This is a genomic window from Nocardiopsis deserti (genome assembly GCF_008638355.1).
GTDB lineage: Bacteria > Actinomycetota > Actinomycetes > Streptosporangiales > Streptosporangiaceae > Nocardiopsis > Nocardiopsis alborubida.
Genome location: NZ_VWVS01000016.1, coordinates 226345 through 248287, shown reverse-complemented (window position 1 = coordinate 248287; position 21943 = coordinate 226345). Strand labels below are relative to the sequence as shown.

General features: G+C 73.0%; 22 protein-coding genes. 10 read left to right on the top strand and 12 right to left on the bottom strand.

Annotated features, from left to right (window positions below; translation table 11 throughout):
* Positions 1 to 556 precede the first annotated feature (556 nt).
* From FYW99_RS22535 to FYW99_RS22520, 4 genes are all read left to right on the top strand, one after another.
* On the top strand, positions 557 to 2704 hold the full coding sequence (locus FYW99_RS22535) for a hypothetical protein (RefSeq protein ID WP_394350372.1): 2148 nt from the start codon (positions 557 to 559) through the stop codon (positions 2702 to 2704).
* Between the two features lie 91 nt (positions 2705 to 2795).
* Entirely contained in the window at positions 2796 to 4052 is a 1257-nt protein-coding gene (locus FYW99_RS22530) for a MurT ligase domain-containing protein (protein WP_150254018.1), read from the top strand.
* 11 nt (positions 4053 to 4063) lie between these two features.
* Positions 4064 to 4774 carry a type 1 glutamine amidotransferase gene (locus FYW99_RS22525; protein ID WP_150254017.1) on the top strand — a complete coding sequence of 237 codons (711 nt, stop codon included), beginning with the start codon at positions 4064 to 4066 and terminating at the stop codon, positions 4772 to 4774.
* A 95-nt stretch (positions 4775 to 4869) separates the two neighbouring features.
* The gene (locus FYW99_RS22520) at positions 4870 to 5790 is read left to right on the top strand and encodes an NADP-dependent oxidoreductase (RefSeq protein ID WP_150254016.1); all 921 of its coding nucleotides are present in this window, start codon (positions 4870 to 4872) and stop codon (positions 5788 to 5790) included.
* Positions 5791 to 5843: 53 nt separating this feature from the next.
* Here the strand turns inward: FYW99_RS22520 and FYW99_RS22515 are convergent, their stop codons facing one another.
* Positions 5844 to 6248, bottom strand: a complete 405-nt coding sequence (locus tag FYW99_RS22515) for a helix-turn-helix domain-containing protein (RefSeq protein WP_150254015.1) — start codon at positions 6246 to 6248, stop codon at positions 5844 to 5846.
* The gene (locus FYW99_RS22510) at positions 6245 to 6475 is read right to left on the bottom strand and encodes a type II toxin-antitoxin system RelE/ParE family toxin (protein WP_223839398.1); all 231 of its coding nucleotides are present in this window, start codon (positions 6473 to 6475) and stop codon (positions 6245 to 6247) included. Before FYW99_RS22510 ends, FYW99_RS22515 begins: the two co-directional genes overlap by 4 nt.
* Before the next feature lie 275 nt (positions 6476 to 6750).
* Here FYW99_RS22510 and FYW99_RS22505 point away from each other — a divergent pair, with 275 nt between their 5' ends.
* Positions 6751 to 7470, top strand: a complete 720-nt coding sequence (locus tag FYW99_RS22505; protein WP_150254080.1) for a DUF4352 domain-containing protein — start codon at positions 6751 to 6753, stop codon at positions 7468 to 7470.
* On the opposite strand, the gene ygfZ is transcribed toward FYW99_RS22505, so the two are convergent.
* A complete protein-coding gene (gene ygfZ / locus FYW99_RS22500) occupies positions 7467 to 8489 on the bottom strand; it encodes a CAF17-like 4Fe-4S cluster assembly/insertion protein YgfZ (RefSeq protein ID WP_150254014.1) in 1023 nt (340 codons plus the stop codon). The two genes, FYW99_RS22505 and ygfZ, sit on opposite strands and share 4 nt — an antisense overlap.
* A gap of 320 nt (positions 8490 to 8809) precedes the next feature.
* Positions 8810 to 9346 carry a nitrobindin family protein gene (locus FYW99_RS22495; RefSeq protein WP_150254013.1) on the bottom strand — a complete coding sequence of 179 codons (537 nt, stop codon included), beginning with the start codon at positions 9344 to 9346 and terminating at the stop codon, positions 8810 to 8812.
* Between the two features lie 209 nt (positions 9347 to 9555).
* Here FYW99_RS22495 and FYW99_RS22490 point away from each other — a divergent pair, with 209 nt between their 5' ends.
* Both FYW99_RS22490 and FYW99_RS22485 read left to right on the top strand, forming a co-directional pair.
* Positions 9556 to 10329: a GIDE domain-containing protein gene (locus FYW99_RS22490; protein WP_150254012.1), complete on the top strand. Its 774-nt coding sequence runs from the start codon at positions 9556 to 9558 to the stop codon at positions 10327 to 10329.
* Positions 10330 to 10343: 14 nt separating this feature from the next.
* Positions 10344 to 10706 carry a DsrE family protein gene (locus tag FYW99_RS22485; RefSeq protein ID WP_150254011.1) on the top strand — a complete coding sequence of 121 codons (363 nt, stop codon included), beginning with the start codon at positions 10344 to 10346 and terminating at the stop codon, positions 10704 to 10706.
* A gap of 76 nt (positions 10707 to 10782) precedes the next feature.
* On the opposite strand, the gene FYW99_RS22480 is transcribed toward FYW99_RS22485, so the two are convergent.
* The 7 genes from FYW99_RS22480 to FYW99_RS22450 all read right to left on the bottom strand — a co-directional run bounded on the left by FYW99_RS22480 (position 10783) and on the right by FYW99_RS22450 (position 17314).
* Entirely contained in the window at positions 10783 to 11553 is a 771-nt protein-coding gene (locus FYW99_RS22480) for a dienelactone hydrolase family protein (protein ID WP_223839396.1), read from the bottom strand.
* Between the two features lie 244 nt (positions 11554 to 11797).
* On the bottom strand, positions 11798 to 12544 hold the full coding sequence (locus tag FYW99_RS22475; protein ID WP_150254010.1) for a phosphoglyceromutase: 747 nt from the start codon (positions 12542 to 12544) through the stop codon (positions 11798 to 11800).
* An 81-nt stretch (positions 12545 to 12625) separates the two neighbouring features.
* Positions 12626 to 13183 carry a type III secretion system chaperone family protein gene (locus FYW99_RS22470; protein ID WP_394350371.1) on the bottom strand — a complete coding sequence of 186 codons (558 nt, stop codon included), beginning with the start codon at positions 13181 to 13183 and terminating at the stop codon, positions 12626 to 12628.
* Positions 13174 to 14472: a D-inositol-3-phosphate glycosyltransferase gene (gene mshA / locus FYW99_RS22465; RefSeq protein WP_150254009.1), complete on the bottom strand. Its 1299-nt coding sequence runs from the start codon at positions 14470 to 14472 to the stop codon at positions 13174 to 13176. Before mshA ends, FYW99_RS22470 begins: the two co-directional genes overlap by 10 nt.
* Before the next feature lie 109 nt (positions 14473 to 14581).
* Positions 14582 to 15574 (bottom strand): alpha/beta hydrolase, encoded by a 993-nt coding sequence (locus FYW99_RS22460; RefSeq protein WP_150254008.1) that lies wholly within the window; start codon positions 15572 to 15574, stop codon positions 14582 to 14584.
* A gap of 118 nt (positions 15575 to 15692) precedes the next feature.
* The gene (locus FYW99_RS22455; RefSeq protein WP_150254007.1) at positions 15693 to 16676 is read right to left on the bottom strand and encodes a YbgA family protein; all 984 of its coding nucleotides are present in this window, start codon (positions 16674 to 16676) and stop codon (positions 15693 to 15695) included.
* Positions 16677 to 16783: 107 nt separating this feature from the next.
* Positions 16784 to 17314: an O-acetyl-ADP-ribose deacetylase gene (locus FYW99_RS22450; RefSeq protein ID WP_150254006.1), complete on the bottom strand. Its 531-nt coding sequence runs from the start codon at positions 17312 to 17314 to the stop codon at positions 16784 to 16786.
* 280 nt (positions 17315 to 17594) lie between these two features.
* On the opposite strand from FYW99_RS22450, the gene FYW99_RS22445 reads away from it, so the two are divergent.
* From FYW99_RS22445 to FYW99_RS22435, 3 genes are all read left to right on the top strand, one after another.
* Positions 17595 to 17957 carry a BlaI/MecI/CopY family transcriptional regulator gene (locus FYW99_RS22445; protein WP_013155328.1) on the top strand — a complete coding sequence of 121 codons (363 nt, stop codon included), beginning with the start codon at positions 17595 to 17597 and terminating at the stop codon, positions 17955 to 17957.
* A gap of 5 nt (positions 17958 to 17962) precedes the next feature.
* Positions 17963 to 18907, top strand: coding sequence for a M56 family metallopeptidase (locus FYW99_RS22440; RefSeq protein ID WP_150254005.1), 945 nt, complete (start codon positions 17963 to 17965; stop codon positions 18905 to 18907).
* 166 nt (positions 18908 to 19073) lie between these two features.
* On the top strand, positions 19074 to 19373 hold the full coding sequence (locus FYW99_RS22435; RefSeq protein WP_150254004.1) for a DUF2516 family protein: 300 nt from the start codon (positions 19074 to 19076) through the stop codon (positions 19371 to 19373).
* Positions 19374 to 19386: 13 nt separating this feature from the next.
* Here FYW99_RS22435 and FYW99_RS22430 read toward each other — a convergent pair whose 3' ends face one another.
* The gene (locus FYW99_RS22430; RefSeq protein ID WP_150254003.1) at positions 19387 to 21858 is read right to left on the bottom strand and encodes a hypothetical protein; all 2472 of its coding nucleotides are present in this window, start codon (positions 21856 to 21858) and stop codon (positions 19387 to 19389) included.
* Positions 21859 to 21943 lie beyond the last annotated feature (85 nt).

Below are 21943 nucleotides of genomic sequence, written 5' to 3'. Positions count from 1 at the left end.
GCGGGGGCGACCGCGGCGGCGGTTCCATCTGGTCCCCAGATACACACAGGTACACATGCAGACCAGGAAGATCAGGACTGCGACGAGTAGGAGGGTGGACAGCAGCGGTTCAGGAATGGGGGGTCACTCCTCGGAAGGGGGCGTCCTCTCTTCTTCTGTCCCCTTCCCCTGCCCCCTGGGGAGGCGCTGACACGGCGGCCCCCCGCCACCGGCGCCGGGAACGGGCGCGTGCTGCCCGTGCGGACCGCGGGGCGCGTTGCCCCCTGGGAGCGGAGGTCGGAGCGCGGCCCCCTCCGCCTCCGTGGGTTTCGCGACGGGTTTTCCACAGGTCCGGGGCGGGGCTGGAAAGCGGTGCGCGCTGCTGCTTGACTGAGATCGACGGCCACTCCGCCCGCGCTCACCGGTACCCTCCGTGCCCGTGACCGGTTCCGGCGGGGCCGTGACCAGCGCGGCGGGCGGGTGACAGCATCTCGCCCACGCTCCGGCCCGGGCCGGAGCCCCGCGTGAACGAGTCCCCGGCCGCCCCCGCGACGGCTGGTCAGGAGGTGTTCGGACGGTGCACAACCCCCGTTCGGGAGGAGCGTCCCGAGGAGAGGCCGGACGTACCTACGTCGGCTGGCGGCACGCCGTGCTCCTGCCGCCTCCCGGACCGGCCCCGCGGCGGCCGACCCCGGCCGACGCCGAGACCGTCAGCGAGGAGTGGATCGCCGCCCAGCGCGACAGCGAGGCCCGGACCAACCGGCCCCTCTACTTCGCCCTGGCCGGGCTCGCCCTCCTCACCCTGCTGCTGCCGCTGCTGTGGACCCTGCGCATCCTTCCCGGCAGCTTCGCCCTCGGCGGCGTGTTCGCCTGCGCCGCCATCGCCGCGCCCATCGCCTTCGCCCTCGTCCAGAGCCGACAGGTCGTCGCCGACCGGCTGGAAAGGGCCAGGGAACGCCTGGCCGCCGAACGCGAGGAACGCGAGCGGGTCCTGCGCGAGCAACAGCACGAGCACGCCCGCAGGTACACCGAGTGGCAGGCGGCCTCCCGGGCCTACGAGGCGCAGCCGCTCTGGTACGGGGTGACCGTCCCCGCCGACAGGAGCGCCGTCGTCGTGGCCGGCGGGGACGACGCAGGATGGTCGGCGCTGCTCGCCACCGTCGGCGCCTCCCGGCTGCGCGAGGGCGGCGACCTCACCGTGGTCGACCTCACCGGGCGCTCCGTGGCCCGCGAACTCGTCCGGCTGGCCCGCCGCTGCGCCGTCGCCCCGCGCCGGTGGGTGCTCCCCGCCGACCTGCCCCGGATGACCCTGGGCACCAACCTGGACGCGGGCCAGCGCGCACGCGTCCTCTCCGCGGTCGCGTCCGCCTCCGGCGGCACCGCGGAGGCCGACGCCGACGAGACGCTCCTGCTGCGCCTCCTGGAGGTCCTGGGGCCGCACGCGGGGATCGCCGAACTCATCGGCGGCCTGCGCGCCCTGCTCACCCCCGAGGATGACGCGGCCGAGGACGACCCCGCGCTCGCCCTGCTCACGCCGGGGCAGCGGACCCGGGTGCGCGAGCGCTGCGCCTACGGACCGCAGGTCGGGGAGCGGGCCTGGGAGCTGGAGCGCCGCCTCAGCCCCTTCGAGGCCGTCGGCACCCGGGCGGACGACAACGACTACGCGCAGGTCAAGATCATCTCCACCGACCGGGCCTCCGGCGGGACCGCCGCGCGCGTCTACGGCACCTACGCCGTGTCCGCGCTCAGCGAGCTGCTGGAGGCGCCCGAGCCCAGGAACGCGGACGGCGTGCGTCCCCGCGTGCGCCCGGACCGGACCCGCACCGTCGTGGTGTGCGGCGCCGAGTCCCTCCCCGAGGGGGAGATCGACCAGGTCCTCTCCGCGGCCGCCGACGGAGGGGTTGAGGTCGTCCTGATGTTCCGCACCGCCGCCCCCGCGGCGCTCGCCCGGTTCTCCGACCCCGCCTGCCTGCCGGTGGTGATGCGCCAGGACGGGGATTCGGCGGAGGCCGTCGGACGCGCCGTGGCCGCCGCGCCCGGTGTCGCCGGACACGGTCCCGGCGGGCTGTGGGTGCACCGCCTCACCGAGGCGGTCGGCGAGGCCGTGGGCGCTGCGGCCACGGGTGAGCCGGAGGACCCCGACGTCGAGGTGGAGGCCGACGACCGGTTCTTCCCCTCCCCGCACACCGAGTCCGGCGCGGTGATCCGCAACGCCGCGGCGGCGATCGCGCCCCTCGACCTCGTCCGCCATGTGAGATCCGCCACCGCCTGGGGGCGGGTCACCGTCCAGGAGGCCGGCACCGGTGGGTCCGCCGCCGGGGACGACGGCACGGCCCCCGGCCGCCCCCTCGGTCTGGACGCCGAGTCGCTGCGCGGGCTCCCCGCCACGGCCGCCGTGGTCCTGACCGCCGACGGTCCCGTGCTGGCCGACACCAACCCGGGTATCCTCACCCTGTCCACAGCCACACTCGCCACGGTGGACGACTCCCGGAACACCGGTAACACACCGGGCGTTGGAGACGGTGGCGCCGCGGCCGGAGCCGCGAGGGGACGCGGTACCGCAGGCGGCCGCCCCCGCGTCCCGACCGCGGATCCCACCGCCCTGACCGACACACCCGACGGCACCGCCGCCGCGGACAGGTCTCCCGCGCCGCCGGGGGCCGTCGACGAGGGGGTGCCGCCCAACCTGGGGCCGCCGCCCGAGAGGTTGGACTGGCGGGTCTGACCCCGGGTGGACACTAGGCTTGGCCCGACACACCGCCCGCCGCCTCCCAGGAGCGAACGGCGCGGGCGGTCCAGCACTTACTGGAGAGTAGATGAGCGAGCTTCCCCTGCGCGCCCAACTGGCATCGGTTCTGGGAAGGAGCGCGGCCAGCCTGTCCCGTGCCACCGGACGCGGAGACGGCTCCGTCATCGGCGGCCGGGTGGCGCTCAAGGTCGAACCCGACCTGCTCGCCAAGCTCGCCCGGGGCCGCAGGCTCACCCTGGTCAGCGCCACCAACGGCAAGACCACCACCACCAGGCTCATCTCACACGCCCTGCGCGAGTTCGGCGACGTGGCCACCAACGAGCACGGCGCGAACATGCCCACCGGGCACATCACGGCGCTGTCGGACAACCAGTCCGCCGTCAACGGCGTGCTGGAGGTGGACGAGAAGTACCTCCCGCAGGTGCTGCTCGCCACGCAGCCCGCGTTCGTGGTGCTGATGAACCTCAGCCGTGACCAGATGGACCGCGCCTCCGAGATCAACCTGCTCGCCAAGAAGTGGCGCCTCGCTCTGGGCAAGAGCAACGCCCACGTCATCGCCAACGCCGACGACCCGCTCGTGGCCTGGGCGGGCCTGGGCGCGCCCAACGCCACCTGGGTGTCCGCGGGACAGCGCTGGAAGGAGGACTCCTGGTGCTGCCCCGAGTGCGGCGGCCACCTCAAGCGCGACGTGGACCCGTACTGGGCCTGCCCCGAGTGCGGACTGGCCCGCCCCTCCACCACCTGGGCGGTGGACAACGCCTCCGACTCCCTCGTCACCCCGGAGGGACAGAGCATCAAGCTGCGGCTGAACCTGCCCGGTGACGCCAACCGCTCCAACGCCGCGATCGCCGCCGCCACCGCCGCCGGGTACGGCATCCACCCCGAGCGCACCGTGGAGCGGCTGCGCGAGATCACCTCCGTCGCGGGCCGCTACACCTCCGTGGTGACCATGGGCGTCGAGGTGCGGCTGCTGCTCTCCAAGAACCCCGCCGGATGGCTGGAGTCCTTCGCCGTCCTGGACCCGCCCCGCACACCGGTGATCCTCTCGGTCAACGCGCAGGTCCCCGACGGCAAGGACACCTCCTGGCTGTGGGACGTGGACTACACCGTCCTGCGCGGCCGCCGCGTGTTCGTCATGGGCGAGCGCCGCACCGACCTCGCACTGCGCCTGGAGACCGACGGCGTGCAGTTCGAGGTGGCCGACCGGGTCGACGAGGTCCTGGGCCGCATCAAGGCCGACCAGCCCGACATCACCAAGGTCGACCTCATCGCCAACTACACCGCCTTCCAGCAGATCCGCACGGCGTACGGCCGCGTCCAGTAGGGAGACCACCCATGACGAACACCAGCGCCCTGCGGATCGTGTGGATCTACCCCGACCTGCTGAGCACCTACGGGGACCAGGGCAACGTCCTGATCCTCAAGCGCCGCGCCGAGCTGCGCGGCATCCCCACCGAGATCGTGCACGTCCACTCCAGCGACTCCGTCCCCGAGCAGGGCGACATCTACCTGCTCGGCGGCGGCGAGGACCGGCCGCAGATCCTGGCCGCCGAGCGCCTGCGCGCCGACGGCGGCCTGGCCCGCGCCGCCGCCCGCGGCGCCTGCGTCTTCGCGGTGTGCGCCGGGTACCAGATCATCGGCGAGACCTACGGCGACGACGAGTCCAACCCGCTCCCCGGCGTGGGCATCATCGACATCCGCAGCGGCCGCGGCCAGACCCGCGCGGTCGGCGAGATCGTCGCGGACGTGGACCCGGCCCTGGGCGTGGGCCGGATCACCGGCTTCGAGAACCACCAGGGCCGCACGGCCATCGGCCCCTCGGCCCGGCCGCTGTCCACCACGGTGCGCGGTATCGGCAACGACGACCGCACCGAGGGCGCCTACCAGGGCCAGGTGCTGGGCACCTACCTGCACGGCCCCGCCCTGCCGCGCAACCCGCAGCTGGCCGACCTCCTGCTGCGCTGGCGCGTGGGCCAGGTGGCCCCGCTCGCCCCCTCCTGGGGCGAGCGCCTGCACGACGAGCGCCTCGCCGCCGCCATGCGCTGACACCGCGTCCCGAAGGGCCCGACGGGTACGTCCCGCCGGACCCCTCGTGTCCTCCCGTATGGAATGAACTCCAGGCCGTGACCGCTGTTGTGTGTATGAAGGCAATCGCACTACAGCAGTACGGATCGGCCGACGACCTCGCCCTGGTGGACCTTCCCGATCCGAAGGTCGCCCCGAGCGAGGTCCTCATCCGGGTACGGGCCGCGGGGGTCAACCCCGTGGACTGGAAGCTCGCGGCGGGCGGCCTGGACGCCCTCTTCGAGGCGGACTTCCCGCTCGTCCCCGGCTGGGACGTCGCCGGTGTCGTCGAGGCGGTCGGACCCGACGCGCACGAGTACGAGGTCGGTGACGAGGTCTACGGCTACGCCCGCAAGGACTGGGCCAAGAACGGCACCTACGCCGAGCTGGTGTCGGCCAGCGTGCGCATGCTCGCGCCCAAGCCGGAGTCGCTGAGCTGGCAGGAGACCGCCGGCGTCCCGCTGGCGGGCCTCACCGCCCTCCAGTCCCTCGAACGGGCGGGGGTCAGCTCCGGTGACACGGTGCTCGTCCACGCCGCGGCTGGCGGTGTCGGAGCGTTCGGCGTCCAGATCGCCGTCGCCCGCGGCGCACGCGTCATCGGTACCGCCAGCGAGCGCAACCACGACTTCCTGCGCTCCCTGGGCGCCGAGCCCGTGGTCTACGGGGACGGTCTCGTCGACCGCGTCCGTGCTCTGGCCCCGGAGGGCGTCGACGCGGTGCTCGACTTCGTCGGCGGGGGAGTGGCCCAGGAGTCGCTGCCGCTGGCGGGCGGCCCCGCGCGGATCGTGTCCATCGCCGACCCGAACGTCCAGGAGCTGGGCGGGCACTGGCTGTGGGTGCGCCCGGACTCCGAGGGCCTCGCCGAGCTGGCCCGCCTGGCCGACGCGGGCAGGCTCACCGTGCACGTGGACCGCGAGTTCCCGCTGTCCGAGGCGGCCGAGGCCTGGCGCCTGAGCCAGGCCGGACGCACCCGGGGAAAGATCGTCCTCACCGTCTGATCAGCCCCCGACCCATTCGGCGGGCCCGGCCGGACCGGCCGGGCCCGCCGTCCTTACGCGGCGTCGCACTCATCCGTGGAGGCGGCGGCCTCCTCCGCGGTCCCGGCCGCGGCGGCGTCGCTTCCGGGGATGTCGAGGGTGACGCTCAGCGGCCCCTGGTCGACCCTCAGGTGCAGTTCGCCGCCGATGGCGCTGATGTAGGACCGCAGGAGTTCCAGGCTGTCGATCCGCCCGTGCTCGATCTGGGAGATCCGAGCCTGGCTCACCCCCATGACCCGGGCGACCTCCTTCTGGGTCCTCCCGCTCTCCTCGCGCAGGGAGGAGAGCGCGTAATCCTGGCGTTCGGCCTCCACCCGGGCGGTTTCCGCGTCGAAGACTGCCTGGGCTTCCTCAGAGACGAACCAAGGATCCTGCTTTTCGGACTCCGCTCGGATCTCTCGCCGACCACGCGCCTTCATGCCTGCCCATCCTCCCGCCGCCTCAGACGTTCTGGACAGCGCTGCTCTGCCACCGGGATGTTCTTCTGGTACCACTCGTTCCACTGCCCGGACCTGTCACCGGCCACCGGGAGCACTGCCTGCCGCTCTGGGCCAAGCACGAAAGGTACGCGGATCTCACTCTTTCCTGAGGACCCAGGACGGAGCTCCTTGGGGTCGTGTATCCGGCTTCCCCTGATCCTGTCCACGAGAGGGCGGCCCTCCGGGACCCCTGGTCCGTAGGTGCTCCAAGGCGTTCAGAACGAGCCTTGCCGTGACCGGATCGTCCTGGGTGACCTCGAAGAACCACCCCTCGACGGGCTCCAGCATGAAGATCTCCCACCTACAGGAGAACGTAACGATGTTCTTGTGTCCTGTGGAGCGGAACGGAAGAAGCGCTGGCTGAGTGTGAACTCTCAGTGGCCCGCCAGGCAGGAGGCGTCCCGGAGCGGAATGAACCGCGCGTGCCGTGCGTCACACCAGCATGAGTACCAGCGGCCGTCATCCACCACCGCCCAGAGGGCCCGGCTCCGTCGTACGGGCCCTGGCCGTACCCGTCGCCGTCCTCCTGGCCGGAGCCGGGTGCGTCGCCACCGTGGTCTCGCTGGAGAGCGCCCCGCTCCCCGAGGCCCGGCTGGTCGTGGAGCATCCGGAACCGGGGCCCGGCAGCGACCAGGAGCCCGCCACACCGGCCCCTTCGGCGCCGGACCCGGCCCCACCGGACCCTTCCGCACCCGACCCCACAGCTCCGGACCCCGGGCCCGAGCAGGAGGAACCGTCCGCGGGTGAGGCGGAGCCCGACCCGCAGCCGGTACCGCCGGAGTCCTACAACGGGGCCTCCGCCGTCTTCGACACCTTCCTGGTGGAGGTGGAGGCGGCCTACACCGACACCACCGTCACCGACGGGATGGGGGCGTCCGCCGTCGCGCCCCCGGACTCCGAGTACCACGTCTACCGGCTCGACGTCACCAACCAGGGCTCCGAACCCGCGGTCTTCGACAGCTACGGGACCATCGGCGTGACCACCGAGGGCCTGGAGTACGCCAACGACGTCGACGCCGAGATCGTCGTGGCGTGGGACTACTTCTGGGACGAGATCAACCCCGGGGAGAGCGTCACCACCCACATCCTGTTCCTGGCGCCGACCGGGACCGAGTTCGCCGAGGTCCACATCGGCGGCCGCGGCCTCCTCGAACCCGCCTAACGCGGACGGCGGCGCAGCTCGATCTTGGCGTTGGCGCCCGTGTCGGGGTCGACCACGACCTCCTGACCGGCGGCGATGCCGTCCACCACCAGGTCGGCGTCGGTGGGAGCCGCGCGCTTGACCACGCCCAGGGCGATCGGCCCCAGTTCGTGGTGGCGGGCCGACGTGCCGACCCTGCCCACGGAGCGCCCGTCCAGCTCGACGGAGGCACCCACCTGCGGCAGGCGCTCGGCGGTGCCGTCCAGGTGCAGCATGACCAGTCGGCGCGGCGGACGGCCCAGGTTGTGCACCCGCGCCACCGTCTCCTGGCCCGGGTAGCAGCCCTTCTCCAGGTGCACCGCGCGGCCCACCCAGTCCACCTCGTGCGGGATGGTGCGCTCGTCGGTGTCCAGCCCCGCGCGCACACGGTGCTCCGCGATCCGGTTCGCCTCGTAGGCCCACATGCCCGCCGGGCGCGCACCGGCCGCCGTGAGCGCCTCCGCGGCCCCGACGAGCCGTTCGGCGGGCAGGAACAGGTCGGTCTCGTCCCCGGTCGCGCGCACGGGCACGTCACCGAGCGACGCGGCCTCCACGGCCTCGGCGCGGCCTGGGCCGAGCACGCTCAGCACCGCGTGGGAACCGCTCAGGTCCTCCACCTCGACACGCAGCATGAACCGCATCGAGTCGAGGAAGCCCGCCAGCTCCGCGCCGCCCTCCGGCTCGGTGTGGATCCAGGTGGCCTCGCCGTCGTCCACCAGCGACAGGTGGTGCCGCAGGTGCCCCTTGGTGTCCAGGACCAGCGCCTCGGTGGCGGTTCCCGGGGCCAGGCCCCGGGTCAGCTGGCTGGTGAGGTCGTTGAGCCAGCCCAGGCGGTCGGGCCCGGTCACCCGCACCACACCCCGGTTGCTCCGGTCGACCCACGCGCTCGAACGTTCGACGGCGCGTCCCTCGTGCGCGGGGTCGCCGTAGTGCGCGGCGACTCCGGAGTCGGGGGACTCGGCGCTCACGGCGCCCGGTGTGCTCAGCAGCGGCGAAGTCATACCGCCGAGACTAGTCGGCCTGCCAAGAGGACGGAAACGCCGCCCCCACCTGCGGTTTCGCGCACAGAAAAAACATTTGCCCCACCTTCGGCGCGGGACGTAGTGTCGGGGGCACGCAAGAAAGGAGGTGGTCCAAGAGATGGTTGATCTTAGGACTGGCGAGGTGGCCGTCCGCTAGGACGACGCTCGCGTTCGCGCGACGTCGTTCGCAGCGAATCCCAGACGGACACCCGGACCCCGGGCTGCCGGAACTCGTCCGACCGGCCCCGCCCCAGCGGCGGGAGCAGCCCGGGGTCTGCCCATGCCCGGCCCCGGCTCGACTACTTCGTGCCGACCCTCTTGAGCTGCGCCGACATGTACGAGCGCAGACCGTGGCCGCGCGCGGCCAGGTCCCAGGCGTATCCCAGCGTCTCCCGGTTGTCGCCGAACAGGCCGTACAGCCGGTGCGAGGCGGTCGCGTCGATCCCGGTCTCGGTGTGCACCACCGCGTCGGTGGACATCTCCACCCGGTTCGCGAACACGTTGCCCAGGTACACTTCGTTGAAGCCCTCGGGGTGCGCGATCAGCACCTCCAGGTGCACGACGGGCTCACCCTCCTTGGGCTCCGCGCCCGTCTCGGGCCGCACACGCCAGTACCCCGACTCCTCGGTGACCAGCTCACTGCGGGTGCCCTCCGGAGTCATCCGCCAGGCCCTGCTCGTGAAGGTCAGGTAGGGCAGGCCCGCGTTGTGCGCGAACTCGATCTCCTGGCCGAACTGGAACTCCTCCACGTCGGCGTAGCCGGCGACGCCCACGCCCTCCCAACGGCCGAGCAGGAAGGACAGTTTCGCCAGATCGGGGTGTACCTCAGCGTCCATATCCCCAGAGCGTAGCGGCGGCTGGAGGTGGCGGTGACCGCCGACGGCGCGCCGTGGCGACCGCCACTCCCCAGCCCCGGTCTGGACATGCCCAATTGGCCCCGCTTTCCCGGAGAACTGGTAAAGATTGTCAGCAGCGCGGTGCGGCCACGGGGCGTGTTCTGCCGACCGCGCCTAGACCTCCGACGCGTTTTCCAAAGGGGCGGCCTGTGTTACTGGTGATCGGTTCGGCGCTGCTCGTGGCCGCGGTGGTCCTCCTCCCCCTGACCGTGATCGCCCTGCGGCGCTGGTTGCGCCAGCGGGGGCTGGCCCAGCTGCGCCCTGGTGTGCTGGCGGCCAACGAGGGGCAGCGCGTCACGCTCACCGGTGTCGCCGCTCCCGGTCCCGACGGTCCCATCTCCTCCGGCCTGGCCGGTGCCGAGTGCGTCTGGCACGGCCACGAGGTGCTGCGCCACTACTGGCCGCTCAACCGCGAGCCGGCCGAGGGCGCGGTCCGCGAGCGGGCCTGCGACTCCATCGCCGACTACGGCTCCGAGGACCTGTTCGGCATCGTCGCCGAGGGCCGCCCCGCCGACGGCAACCGCATCTTCGTCGACCCGGGCGACACCGAGCCGCGGGGCGCCGAGCTGTGCCTCAAGCGCGTGGTGGGCCGCCCTCAGCCGGGTGTGGCCTCACCCGCGGACGACCTGCTGCCCCGCGTTCGCGGCCGCATCTCGGGCGTCTTCCGGGGCGAGACCATCGAGTTCGAGTACCGCGAGTGGGTGATCCGGCCGGGCGCCCGCATCCGCGTCACGGGCCGGGTCCAGGTGCGCGAGGGGCGCGTGGTCCTGGCCGCCACCGAGGACGGGGCGCTCAGCATCGAGCACGGTGTGGACGACCAGCCGGTGCGGATCTCCCCGCGCCGCACCGAGGCCCTGGTGCTCACCGTCACCCTCGCGGTCTGCTCGATCGCGGGCGCCGTGCTGACCGCCGCCGCGCTCTGAGTAGGCTGGCGGGCATGTCTCGTTCCTTGGTGATCAAGGTCACCGCCGGGGAGGACGATCCCGAGCGGTGCAACCAGGCGTTCACGGTGGCCGCCGCCGCCCTGGCCAGCGGCGTCGGGGTCTCCCTCTGGCTGACCGGTGAGTCGGCGTGGTTCGCGGTCCCCGGCCGTGCCGAGCGGTTCTCCCTTCCGCACGCCGCCCCCCTCAAGGACCTGCTCGACGCGGTGCTCGCCGCGGGCCGGGTGACGGTGTGCACCCAGTGCGCCGCCCGACGCGACCTGACCGGGGACGACCTGATCGGGGGCGTACGCATCGCCGGGGCGCCGTCCTTCGTCGAGGAGGCCGTCCAGGACGGTGCGCAGGCCCTCGTCTACTGAGGCGTCCGGAGTTGTCCACAGGCCGCGGCCGGCTCTGGCGCCGCCCCCGGTCAGCCCGTCGCGGATGCCAGGGGCGTCAGCTCAGGTGCCGGTCGAAGAACCGCAGCGAGCTGTCCACCTCGAACAGCGGGACCTCAGCGTGTTTCCCGGGGTTGGCGTGCAGCGTCTTCTCGGTTGAGGCGAAGAGGTCGAACAGTGCCAGACTCGCCGCCCGCGGCACCCTCTCGTCGTCCCACTGCACGAGGAACTCCAGCGGGACGGTGATCCGCGCTGCGGCCCCGGCAGAGGACTCCGCTCCGTTCAGACCCAGAACCGCCGCGCGGACGCGGGGTTCGGCGGCGATGAACGGAACGCCGAGGCCGCAGCCCAACGACATCCCCCAGTAGCCCACCGGACCGGCCCCGACGTGGTCGAGTTCCTGGACCGCGTCCAGGACCGCCCGCCACTCCGGGGTGCTCTGGCCGATGAGGAGCGCGTGGAACTCGGCGAGCACCGGAGCCACGTCCCCTCCGGTCCGCGAGCGGGTCCGCATCTCGGTGATGACTCGGTCGTGCTCCTCGGTTCGTGGCCGGTCGCCGTGGGCGGGCGCGTCGACGGCCGCCACCGCGAAACCGCGCTCGGCCGCGAAGCGGCGGGCACGGGCCACGATGCCGGGCGCCTTCTTGTGCTGGCCGCCGCCATGCCCCATCAGGATCAGGGGGCGGGGCCCGGTGGCGCCGTCCGGAGTCCACAGCACGCCGGGGATCTCACCGGAGGAGAAGGAGAGGGTGAAGAGGTGTTCGGTGACGCCGTCAGACGACGTCTGGGAGGTGAGGCGCATCCGCGTTCCCAGCCTTTCGGGAGGCATTGCGGGGCGCTCCCCAGCCGATGCAGGGGAGGGAGCCCCGACCTGTCACAGCGTTGATCGGTCTCACCTCCCCGGTTCGCGGCGGTACTCGGCGGCGCCGAACGTACCACGACGGGCTCCACCTCCCCGCGGTCCCGCCAGGGCGGACACCGTCTGACGCGGCGCAGGACCGGCCCCGGACAGCGGTGTGCCCGCGCCACCGGCGGTGGCGCGGGCACGGGAGCGGAAGGGGACCGTCAGCGTCCTACTTCTTGCCCTGGTTGGCGACGGCCTCGATGGCGGACTTGGCCGCCTCCGGGTCGAGGTAGGTGCCCCCGGGGTTGGTCGGCTTGAACTGGTCGTCCAGGTCGTAGCGCAGCGGGATGCCCGTCGGGATGTTCAGCCCGGCGATGTCGGCGTCGCTGACGCCGTCCAGGTGCTTGACCAGCGCGCGCAGCGAGTTGCCGTGCGCGGCGACCAGCACCGTCTTGCCCGCGGCCAGGTCCGGCACGATCGAGTCGTACCAGTACGGCAGGGCGCGCTCCAGCACGTCCTTGAGGCACTCGGTGCGCGGCAGCAGCTCCGGCGGCAGCTCGCCGTAGCGGGCGTCACCGGCCTGCGAGTAGGTGTCGCCGTCCGCGATGGGCGGCGGCGGGGTGTCGTAGGAGCGGCGCCAGATCATGAACTGCTCTTCGCCGTACTCCTCGCGCGTCTGCGCCTTGTCCTTGCCCTGTAGGGCGCCGTAGTGGCGCTCGTTGAGGCGCCAGGTGCGCTCGACCGGCAGCCAGTGCAGGTCGGCGGTCTCCAGGGCGAGGTTCGCGGTGCGGATCGCGCGCTTGAGCAGGGAGGTGTAGACCACGTCCGGCCGTACGCCGGCCTCCTTGAGCAGCTCGCCGCCCCTGCGGGCCTCCTCCTCACCCGTCGCGGAGAGGTCCACGTCCACCCATCCGGTGAACAGGCCCTTCGCGTTCCAGACGCTCTCACCGTGTCGCAGCAGTACCAGAGTTCCCATGGGGGCAAGCCTAGCCACCCGGGCGCCGCGCTCGGGCGTCCGCCCGCCCTCTTGCGGGGGCGCGGACGCGGCCGTGGCGGCCTACCCCTCGTCCCCGGGCTCGACCAGGTGCGCGAACGCCCGAAGGTTGCGCATGTCGTGGCCGCGCTCGGCGCGCCAGCGCCACTCCTTGCGGATGGCCGAGGCGAACCCGCGCTCCAGCGCGCCGTTGAAGTTCTCGTCCGAGTAGGTGAGCACGCACCCCAGCAGCCGGTCGACCTCCTCCGGGGTGACGCCCTCCAGCGGCAGGCGGCCGCGGACGTAGACGTCGCCGACCTCGTCCGCGACGAAGGCCATCCCGTACATGTCGGCGCTGCGGCGCATCAGCCACAGGTAGAAGTCGGCGCGGTTCTCGTCGGGCTGACGGCAGAAGAACGACGTCAGGGTGAGGCTGTGCGGACCCACCTCCAGCCACACCAGGGTCTTGAGCTTGGCCTTCCCCGGCAGCGTGACCAGGAACGACCCCTCGCGGGGGCGCTCCACCTCCAGCTCGGCCTCCGCCACGGCCGAGGAGATCGCCCTGGCCGCGGCGTCGCGGGCGGCCTCCCTGCCCACGTTCCTGTCCACCTCGTACGTCCCCTCCTCCTCGGTCACCGGCACGCCGCCAGGGGCAGCTCGCGGGGGGCGGTGCTCGCCCGGTACACGTCCAGCAGTTCGTCGACGGTCCGCGACCAGCCCAGGGTGGCGGCGTGCGCGGGTGCCGCGATCGCCAGCTTGGCACGCCACGCCGGTTCGGCGATCATCCGGTGCAGCTCGGCCGCGTAGTCGTCCGGGTTGTGCCCCCGCACCAGGACCCCGGAGGTCCCGTCCGCCACGGCCGTGGTCAGGCCGCCCACGCGCGCGGCCAGGACCGGGGTGCCGCACGCCTGCGACTCCACCGCCACCAGGCCGAACGACTCCGAGTAGGACGGCACCACGGTCACCGCGGCCGCGCGGTAGTAGTCGGCCAGCCGCTCGCGGCTCTGCGGCGGCTCGATCCGCACCACGTCCGCCACGCCCAGGGAGCGGGCCAGGTCGGTGAGCAGACCGGGCTCGCGCATCCCACCGCCCGACAGGCCGCCGACCACGCCCACCACCAGGCGCGAACGCAGTGAGGGGTCGCGCTCCAGCAGCGCGGCGGCGGCCCGGATGAGCACGTCGGGGGCCTTCAACCGCTGCACGCGCCCCACGAACAGCAGGAGTTCGGTGCCCGCGGGCAGCCCGATCCGCGCCAGCGCGTCCCGGCGCGAACCGGGGCTGAACACCTCCAGGTCCACGCCCGGGGGGATGACGCTGATCTGGCCGTCACGGGCGCCGTAGTGCTCCCGGAGCTGGCGGGCCTCGTCGTCGGTGTTGGCGATGAGCCGGTCGGCCTGGCGGACCAGCTGGTCCTCCCCGCGCAACCGCGCCTCGGGCTCGGGGGCGTCACCGTCGGCCAGGGAGGCGTTCTTCACCCGGGCCATGGTGTGCATGGACTGCACCAGGGGCACGCCCCAGCGGCGGGCGGCCACCACACCGGCCTGGCCGGAGAGCCAGTAGTGCCCGTGCACGAGGTCGTAGTGGTCGGGTTCGTTCTGCGCCTCGACCCGCAGCATCCCGAAGATGAACGGACACAGGTGCTCGGCGAGGGCGTTCTTGTCCAGGCGGCCGTAGGGTCCGGCGGGCACATGTCGCACGTTCACACCCGGGGCGAGCTCCACCACCGGGGGAAGGTCGGCTCGGGTCGCGCGGGTGAACACGTCCACGGCCACGCCGCGTTCGGCCATGCGCCGGGCCACCTCGACCACGTACACGTTCAGGCCTCCGGCGTCGCCGGTGCCGGGCTGGTCGAGCGGGGAGGTGTGCAGACTGACGGTCGCGACCCGGGACGGGACCGCCGTCTGCTCTCCCGCGGGAACGATTCCAGACACCGGAGGTCCCTTCAGGTCGTGTGCGCAGCCGCTGTCGTCAACAGCGACGAAGGTACACACTGTTCCCCGCTGGTCCGTGCGAGGGGGCCGGGTGTGCGCACCGCGTGACCTACCGTGCGGAGGACCACCCCGAGACCAGGAAGTCGACGGCGTCGGCGAAGGAGCGCTTCCAGGTCGTGAAGTCGTGGCCTCCGTGCGGGTGGAGCGTGGCGACCGTCATACCGCGTTCGGTGAGCAGGCCGCAGAAGCGCTCGGCCTCACCGTGGATGCTGCCCTCCTGGAGCGGGGTGTGGTCCTCGGTGCCCTCCACCAGCATGAACCTGAGGTCGCGCACCTCCTCGGAACCGAGCAGCCGGTCGGGGGAGTGCGGCTCGGTGTCGCCGCCGAAGACGCCGTTCGGGTCGTCCACCCGGAAGTACCCGGCCCAGGACACCACCTGGGTGTAGAGGTCGGGGTTGCGCAGCGCCAGCGCCGCCGCCCCGTAGCCGCCCATGGAGAACCCGCCGACGGCGCGCAGCTCGCGGGGGCGCGTGTGCTCGCCCTCGACGGCCTCCACGGCCGCGCCGGTGACGAAGCTCTCCAGCGCGAACCCCCCGTCGGCGGCGTCGCCCCACTCGGTGGTGGAGCCACCGCTCTCCTGGCCGTAGGGGGCGGCGATGACGAACTCGACCCCCGAACGGCACATCTGCCGGTCCAGGAGCGCACCGATGTCCTCGTCCATGAGCGTCTCGTGGGTGGAGGCCGACCCGTGCAGCAGGTAGAGCACGGGCAGGTCCGCGCTGTCGGGGCCCGAGGGGCGCCGGATCCACAGGGGGCGACCGCCCTCGGGTGCGCCGGTATCGGGAAGGGTGACGACCTCGTCCCTGCCGGGTGCGGCGCAGGCCGCGACCTGTCCGGGGCGGGGCAGGAGCGCGGAGGTGGAGGACTCCTGGAGCGGGGAGAAGCGCGTCTGGCTGTCGGCCAGCCGGGGCTCGGGGCCCAGGCCGGATTCGAGCCGCTCCGTCAGGTCCTCGGGCGGGACCGTGGCCAGCGTCGCGGCTGCCGCGGCGACCACGCAGGAGGAGGCGAGCACGAAGGCCCGCCTGGAGAAGGACGCGAACACACCGAAACCTCAGGGTCGGGTCAGCGGCACCCTGTCGGGGGACCGGAGAAACGTCACTGAGTGTAATGGACCATGTGTCTTCGGTCGCGGAACAGGGGGAAATCTCCCCTCTTCGTGGTCAGACCGTGACCGCGTGCCGCAGTCGCAGGTCGTCCGGGTAGGGGCGCAGGTAGGTCTGGTCGCGGGCCCACCCGACCTCCTCCGCCGCGCAGTGGTGGCGCAGCAGCGCCACCGGGACGCTCAGCGGCACCTGTTCGTGCCGGTAGTCCTCGATCGCCCCCAGCAGGTCGTGCCTGCGGGCGTCGTCCAGCAGCGGGCTCAGCATCCCGAAGGCGTGCTGGAGGGCGTTGACGTGCTTGCCCCGGCTCGGTCGCACGGCCATCGCCCGGTGGAAGGCCTCGGTGTAGACCGCCCGGATCTCCTCGGGGGCGTCGGTGCCGGCGCGCGCCACGATCCTGCCCGTCTCCCGGTAGCCCTCCGGCGAGTGCGACATCAGCTGGAGCTTCTGGCGGGTGTGGAACGCCACCAGGTCGCGCGGACACCAGTCGGACTCCCACAGGTGACGCAGCCGCGCGTGCGCGAAGACGCGCTGGGCGAACAGCTCGCGCAGCACGGGGTCCATCAGGCGGCCCTGCTCCTCCACGGGAAGGGAGGGGAGCAGATCGGTGAGCCGCTGGGCGAAGGCGCCCCGGCCCCTGCCGTCCACCCGGCCGCCGCTCTGGTCGAACACGGGCAGGGCGAACAGGCCGCAGCTGGGCGACTTGTTCTTGAGCACGTACCCGTCCAGGCGGCGCAGCTGGTCCAGGTGGTGGTCGGCGACCTCGGCCAGTTCCTCGGTGCGGTCGGCGCCGTCCGCACTGGAGACCACCCGGTCCAGCCCCTCCCGGCGTTGCAGGCGCAGGGTGGGGCGCGGGACGCCCAGGCCGATCTCCGCCTCCGGGCAGACCGGCAGCCAGTCCACGTGGCGGTCGAGCTCGTCGGTGAGGAAGCGCGAACGGGAGTGCCCGCCGTTGTAGCGGACCGGAGCGCCGAGCAGACAGCTGGACACCCCGATCCTGGGTCGGACCCGCGCGTCGGGCACAGGAGGAAGCCGTGTGGTCATGCGCCCTTCCTACCCGGTCAGCGGCCTGAGCACCGGCTTTTCCCCGGAGGTTCTGGAGTGCCCGCGCGGACACGCCCGCCGCCGCACCACCGTCCGTGTGCCGCGGGTCAGCTGGGGCCGAAGGCCCTGAGGAAGGCCTGGTGCGCGACGTCGTCGAACAGCACCAGGCGGATCTCCGGCACGCGCAGCTGCGCGGAGTGCAGGGCCCAGGCGGCGATGCGCGCCGCGTCCTCGACCGGCCACCGGTAGGTGCCGGTGGAGATCGCGGGAAAGGCGATCGACTCCGCGCCCAGCTCGTGCGCGACCCGCAGGGACTCGCCGTAGCAGGAGGCCAGAAGGGCGCTGCGGTCCTCGGCGGCGCTGTACACCGGGCCGACGGTGTGGACCACCCACCGGGCGGGCAGCCGTCCGGCCGTGGTGGCCACCGCGTCGCCGACGGGCAGGCCGCCCCCGTAGTGGCCCGCGCGCAGCCGACGGCACTCCTCCAGGATGGACTTCCCGCCCTTGCGGTGGATGGCGCCGTCCACTCCGCCGCCGCCCAGGAGCGAGCTGTTGGCGGCGTTGACGACGGCGTCCACGCTCTGCTCGGTGATGTCGCCCCGGACGACGTGGATCCGGGAGTGGTTCGGAGAGGCCATGGCCCTTCCCTTTCTGTGCCGTGGGTGTGCGGCGGTCGCCGCACCGCGGTGACGGGGGTCGCGTTGTGGGACGGGTGCTCGGGTTCCCCGGTTCGGGGCAGAGCGAGGGCGGGGCCCGGGGAGCGCCCTCCGCGGTCGTCGCCGGAGGAGGCCCGGACCGGGCGCGGGGGGAGGCCGATCCCACCTCGTCCCGGGGCCGTTATCCCTTGTCCCGTAGGTGATGAGGATTTAACCTGGGGGTACGACAACGGGTAGTACGACCCCAAGTAGAATCACGGGTATGAATCGGCTTGGCGAACTTGAGCGCGCGGTGATGGATGTACTGTGGTCACGGAACGAACCAATGACGGTCCGTGAGGTCGGCAAGGCTCTGGCCGAGCGCGACCTGGCGCACACGACCGTCATGACCGTGCTCGACAGGCTCGCCAAGAAGAAGGTCGTCACCCGGGCACGTGAGGGTCGCGCGTGGCGTTACCGCCCGGCAGCCAGCCGCGAGGCATACGTCTCCGAGTTGATGTTCGACGCGCTCGGACAGACCGGGGACCGCGACGCCGCCCTGGCCGCCTTCGTCCAGTCCATGGACGGCGAGCAGGCTGAAGCGCTTCGGCGCGCACTCGCGGAAACCGAGCAGCCAAGGAACTAGTCCGTATGGTCAGTGCCGCACTTCTCACCCTCGTCGCGGTCTGCTGTCTCATCGCGATGGAAGGCCTCCACCGGGCCAAGTGGCCCTCGCGGGGGCCCTACACGGCCGTGATCACGTGGCAGGCGCTCGGTCTCGCCTGGGGCGTGTCCACCATCGGCGCGCTGTTGGCCTTCGGGCTCTCCTCCTACCAGCTCGGCGCGGCCGGGGGCTCCATGGCCCTGGCCAGGGACATCGTGACCGGCGAACTGCTGCTCGCCGAGCTCTCCCAGGGGCTTGAGGGCGTCAGTCACATCGCGGCCGTGGTCCTGGCCGTCGTGTTGACCCTGGTGCTCTTCTACGGCCTGGTCTCCTCCTTCGTGCACGTGGTCCGCGTCCGCCGCCGCCACCACGACCTCCTCGAACTCATCGCCAGCGAGCACCCCGACGTGCCCGGCGCGCGCGTGCTCGACCACCCGGCGGCCGCCGCGTACTGCCTTCCGGGCGTGCTGCGCTCGCAGGTGGTCATCAGCGCCGGAGCCCTGGCGGTCCTCGACAACCGCGAGCTGGCCGCCGTCCTGGCCCACGAGCACGCCCACCTGCGCCAGCGCCACGACCTCGTGCTGCTGCCGTTCTCCTCGCTCAAGCGCGCCTTCCCGCGGTTCCGCCTGGTCCGCACCTACTACGAGAGCGTCGCGCTGCTCATCGAGATGTGCGCCGACGACCAGGCCAGGCGCAAGAGCTCCTCGCGCGAGCTGGCCATGGCGCTGCTGCGCTTCGGCGCCGCCGGACCGGCCCCGGTGCCCGCCGGGGCGATGGCGGCCGTGCCCGACGCCGAGCCCGGCGTGATGCGGCGGGTCAACCGCCTCCTGCACCCCGACAACGAGCTGCCCTACCACGCGGGCGCCTTCATCATGGGCGGTTCCGCCTTCCTGCTGGCCGCTGTCACCTGCCTCTGGCACATCCCGCTGTGACCCGCGCGGCCGCCGGTCGCGCGTCCTCGCGGTCCGGGGCCGCCGCCGACCGCCGCCCCGGCGCGTGTGTGACACGGGCCTCCGCGGGCACGATCAACGCGTCCCATCCGTTTACGGTGGAGAGCGGGCGGACTCCCCGCTCGGAACGTCGTCGGGAGTGTGCGTTTTGTTCGGACTGATCTGGCAGGTCATCTACCTGGTCACCTTCGTCGCGAGTCTGTACGCGCTGATCGAGGCGATCCGCACGCCGGCCGCGGCCTTCGAGCTGATGGACAAGCAGACCAAGAAGCTGTGGGTCATCCTCACCGGTGTCGCCTCGGGTCTCTCCCTGCTGGCCGTGTTCTCCGGCAGCGGGATGTTCGTCATCCTCGGCCTGGTCGCCACCCTCGTCTTCCTGCTGGACGTGCGTCCGGCCGTCAAGGGCGTGGGCGGCAACAGCAACAACGGCCCCTACGGCCCCTGGTAGGCCTCCCTCAGTCTCACCCCGCGCTCCCGGCGGAGGCCTCACGCCGCGCCTGCGCCTCCATGGCGTCCAGCACCCGCCGCAGCTCCGCGGAGTAGGCGGGGTCGCCCGTGTAGTAGGAGTGGCCCAGGATCTCCGGGCGTCTGGCCTCGCCGGGCAGGGCGTCGTAGGAGCGCGGGTCCGGCAGCGGCTCGGCCCGCTCCACGACGCGTCCGGTCTGGAGGCCGCCCGAGGAGTCGAGCGTGCGCACCGGTCCGGCGATCGCGTCGGTGACCCGCCACAGGTTGCGCCAGTCCGTCACCCGCTCCCGCAGGTCCGCGAACGGCCCCGGCCCGAAGTAGGCCGGGAAGTAGCGGGCGTACAGGCGGTCCAGCGGTGAGCCGTGCGTGATGAGCGCGATCCGGCCCAGGCAGTCGGTGGGCAGCTGCCAGACGGTGGCCGCCGCCAGCACCGAGCCCTGGGAGTGCCCCGAGAGCACCACGTCCGTGTCCTCCCGGCACAACAGGGCCACCCGGGCGCACAGCTGGGGCACGGCCCGCTCCGCGTAGGAGGGCGGCGCCAGCGGGTGGGCCGCCCGGGGCCAGAACGTGCCCACGTCCCACACCGAGCCGACGGCCTGCCGCGTGGGCCGGTCGCGGTAGGCGCTGCGTCCGATCCACGCCAGCGCCACCAGGGCGGCGCCGCCCAGCAGGGAGCCGACGCCGATCAGCCCCGACACCGTCCCCTGGGCCAGCCCCCGCACCTCGCCGGGTACGGAGGACACCCCCGACACGGCCGTCGTCGCCGAGGCCGCACCAGCCGCCAGGTGCCCCGACAGCGTGGAGTACAGCACGAGCACGCCCAGCGCCGCCACCGGCAGCAGGAAGGCCGCCAGCACCCACGGCAGCACCTCCGTCATCCGGCCCACCGCCCGCGCGTGGGCGATGTCCCAGGTGCGGCGGTCGCGCACGCTGCGCGCGTAGTCCTCGGTGACCCCCTCCAGGTGCGACCGGGTGTCGCGGCGCAGCCGCAGGGCGAGCACCCCCACCACGACCAGCGCGATGGCCGCCTCCAGCGCGAACGCCAGCTGGAGCCAGGAGTAGGCGGCCGGCACCGACAGCGGCAGACAGTCCACCTCGGGGGTGGCCAGGGTGCCGCAGCCGCTCAGCGCCAGCGACCCCTGGTAGACGAGTGCGGCCGAGAACCCGCCGCCGAGCAGGGCGCCCAGGGCCGCCGTGGCCGGGCCCGCCAGGCCGCGCATCGCCGCGCCGCCGTGGGAGCGGTCGGAGGCGAACAGGAACAGCGCCGCCGCCAGCATCACCAGCACCAGGGCCGCCTGGACCGCGAACAGCGTGTTGAGGATCGCCCCGTTGCCGGGCAGCCGTCCCGAGGCCGTCCACTCCGGGCGGGGCCAGAGCGCGTACGCGGCCACCGCCAGCCCCAGGACCAGGGTGGCGTCGCGCAGCAGGCGGCAGACCCGGTCGGCCCGGGCGTTCCAGCGCGGGTCGGTGCCCGGGACCAGCACGCTCAGGGTGCTCAACGTGACCACCGCCGCCAGCAGGGCCGCCAGGAGGGCGCCGACGATCCACGGCCCCGGCCCGTCGGGCGGTCCCGCCGTCGCCGGGTCCAGGTCGTGCCGCAGCGCCGGTACGACCATCAGGGCGGCCACCGTGCCCAGGGCCGCCGAGATGTGCGCCGAGCGCAGCCGGGCCATGGTCTCGCTGTTGCGCCAGAAGCCCTTGTGGCTCAACGGGGCGGCCGCACTGGGTCGGGGCGGTATCGGGCTTTCCACGACCTCGTAGTCGGCCGCCGTGCGCCGCGACAGCAGCCACAGCACCACGATCAGCGCCACCGGTAGCACCGCGCCCACCAGCAGGGCCGGACCCGGCGCGGACAGCGCCGACGAGGGCGAGCCCAGGAAGGCCAGCCAGGGGCGGGCGCGGACGCACTCCTCGCCCTGCCCGGAGGCGCACTGCCAGGCCACCAGGTCCATGCCGACCCCCGCCGCGGCCAGGGTGATGAGCACGGTCAGGGACAGCGCCAGCAGCCGCACGCCCGCGCCGTAGGCGTTGTTGGCCAGCCGCCGCGCCCCCGTGGGGTCGCGGTCCATCCGCCCGGGCCGCATCCAGTACGCCACGTTGACGAGCATGAACGGCAGCAGCAGCAGCCAGAACGCCCGGGAGGAGCGTCCGGAGGTGAGGTTGCCCCAGGCGAAGATCTCCCGGCGCACGCCCGGGACGGTCTCGGTGTCGGACTCGCGGCGCCAGCGGAAGAACCCCGCCAGCCGGTCGCCGCCCACGCGCATCGCGGGTTCCACGTCCAGCAGTTCCTCGGCCTGGCCGCCGCTGACGCCGTGCACGCGCAGCTCGACCCGCTCGCACACGGGGGAGCCGGGTCCGGTCGGGACGGGCGGTGGAGAGGCGTCGTCGGGGGAGGTCCCGGGGGAGCGGGGGGTGGGGGCGGTCGGTTCGGGCTCGTAGGGGCTGAGGGGTTCGGCGAGGTCCGACATACGAAGCATCCTGCCACGCTCCGTATCCGGGCGACAGCGGTACCTCGAACCTGTGGACAACGCCGGGGAACTCCGCGTGCGGCCC

What these genes read in the sequence shown, in the direction of transcription:
- FYW99_RS22530 (WP_150254018.1), top strand. Translation starts at nt 2,796, where the DNA reads ATGAGCGAGCTTCCCCTGCGCGCCCAACTGGCATCGGTTCTGGGAAGG.
- FYW99_RS22445 (WP_013155328.1), top strand. Translation starts at nt 17,595, where the DNA reads ATGAATCGGCTTGGCGAACTTGAGCGCGCGGTGATGGATGTACTGTGG.
- FYW99_RS22520 (WP_150254016.1), top strand. Translation starts at nt 4,870, where the DNA reads ATGAAGGCAATCGCACTACAGCAGTACGGATCGGCCGACGACCTCGCC.
- FYW99_RS22450 (WP_150254006.1), bottom strand. Translation starts at nt 17,314, where the DNA reads ATGGCCTCTCCGAACCACTCCCGGATCCACGTCGTCCGGGGCGACATC.
- FYW99_RS22495 (WP_150254013.1), bottom strand. Translation starts at nt 9,346, where the DNA reads ATGGACGCTGAGGTACACCCCGATCTGGCGAAACTGTCCTTCCTGCTC.
- FYW99_RS22525 (WP_150254017.1), top strand. Translation starts at nt 4,064, where the DNA reads ATGACGAACACCAGCGCCCTGCGGATCGTGTGGATCTACCCCGACCTG.
- FYW99_RS22430 (WP_150254003.1), bottom strand. Translation starts at nt 21,858, where the DNA reads ATGTCGGACCTCGCCGAACCCCTCAGCCCCTACGAGCCCGAACCGACC.
- FYW99_RS22505 (WP_150254080.1), top strand. Translation starts at nt 6,751, where the DNA reads ATGAGTACCAGCGGCCGTCATCCACCACCGCCCAGAGGGCCCGGCTCC.
- FYW99_RS22455 (WP_150254007.1), bottom strand. Translation starts at nt 16,676, where the DNA reads ATGACCACACGGCTTCCTCCTGTGCCCGACGCGCGGGTCCGACCCAGG.
- FYW99_RS22480 (WP_223839396.1), bottom strand. Translation starts at nt 11,553, where the DNA reads ATGCCTCCCGAAAGGCTGGGAACGCGGATGCGCCTCACCTCCCAGACG.
- FYW99_RS22515 (WP_150254015.1), bottom strand. Translation starts at nt 6,248, where the DNA reads ATGAAGGCGCGTGGTCGGCGAGAGATCCGAGCGGAGTCCGAAAAGCAG.
- FYW99_RS22485 (WP_150254011.1), top strand. Translation starts at nt 10,344, where the DNA reads ATGTCTCGTTCCTTGGTGATCAAGGTCACCGCCGGGGAGGACGATCCC.
- FYW99_RS22475 (WP_150254010.1), bottom strand. Translation starts at nt 12,544, where the DNA reads ATGGGAACTCTGGTACTGCTGCGACACGGTGAGAGCGTCTGGAACGCG.
- ygfZ (WP_150254014.1), bottom strand. Translation starts at nt 8,489, where the DNA reads ATGACTTCGCCGCTGCTGAGCACACCGGGCGCCGTGAGCGCCGAGTCC.
- FYW99_RS22440 (WP_150254005.1), top strand. Translation starts at nt 17,963, where the DNA reads ATGGTCAGTGCCGCACTTCTCACCCTCGTCGCGGTCTGCTGTCTCATC.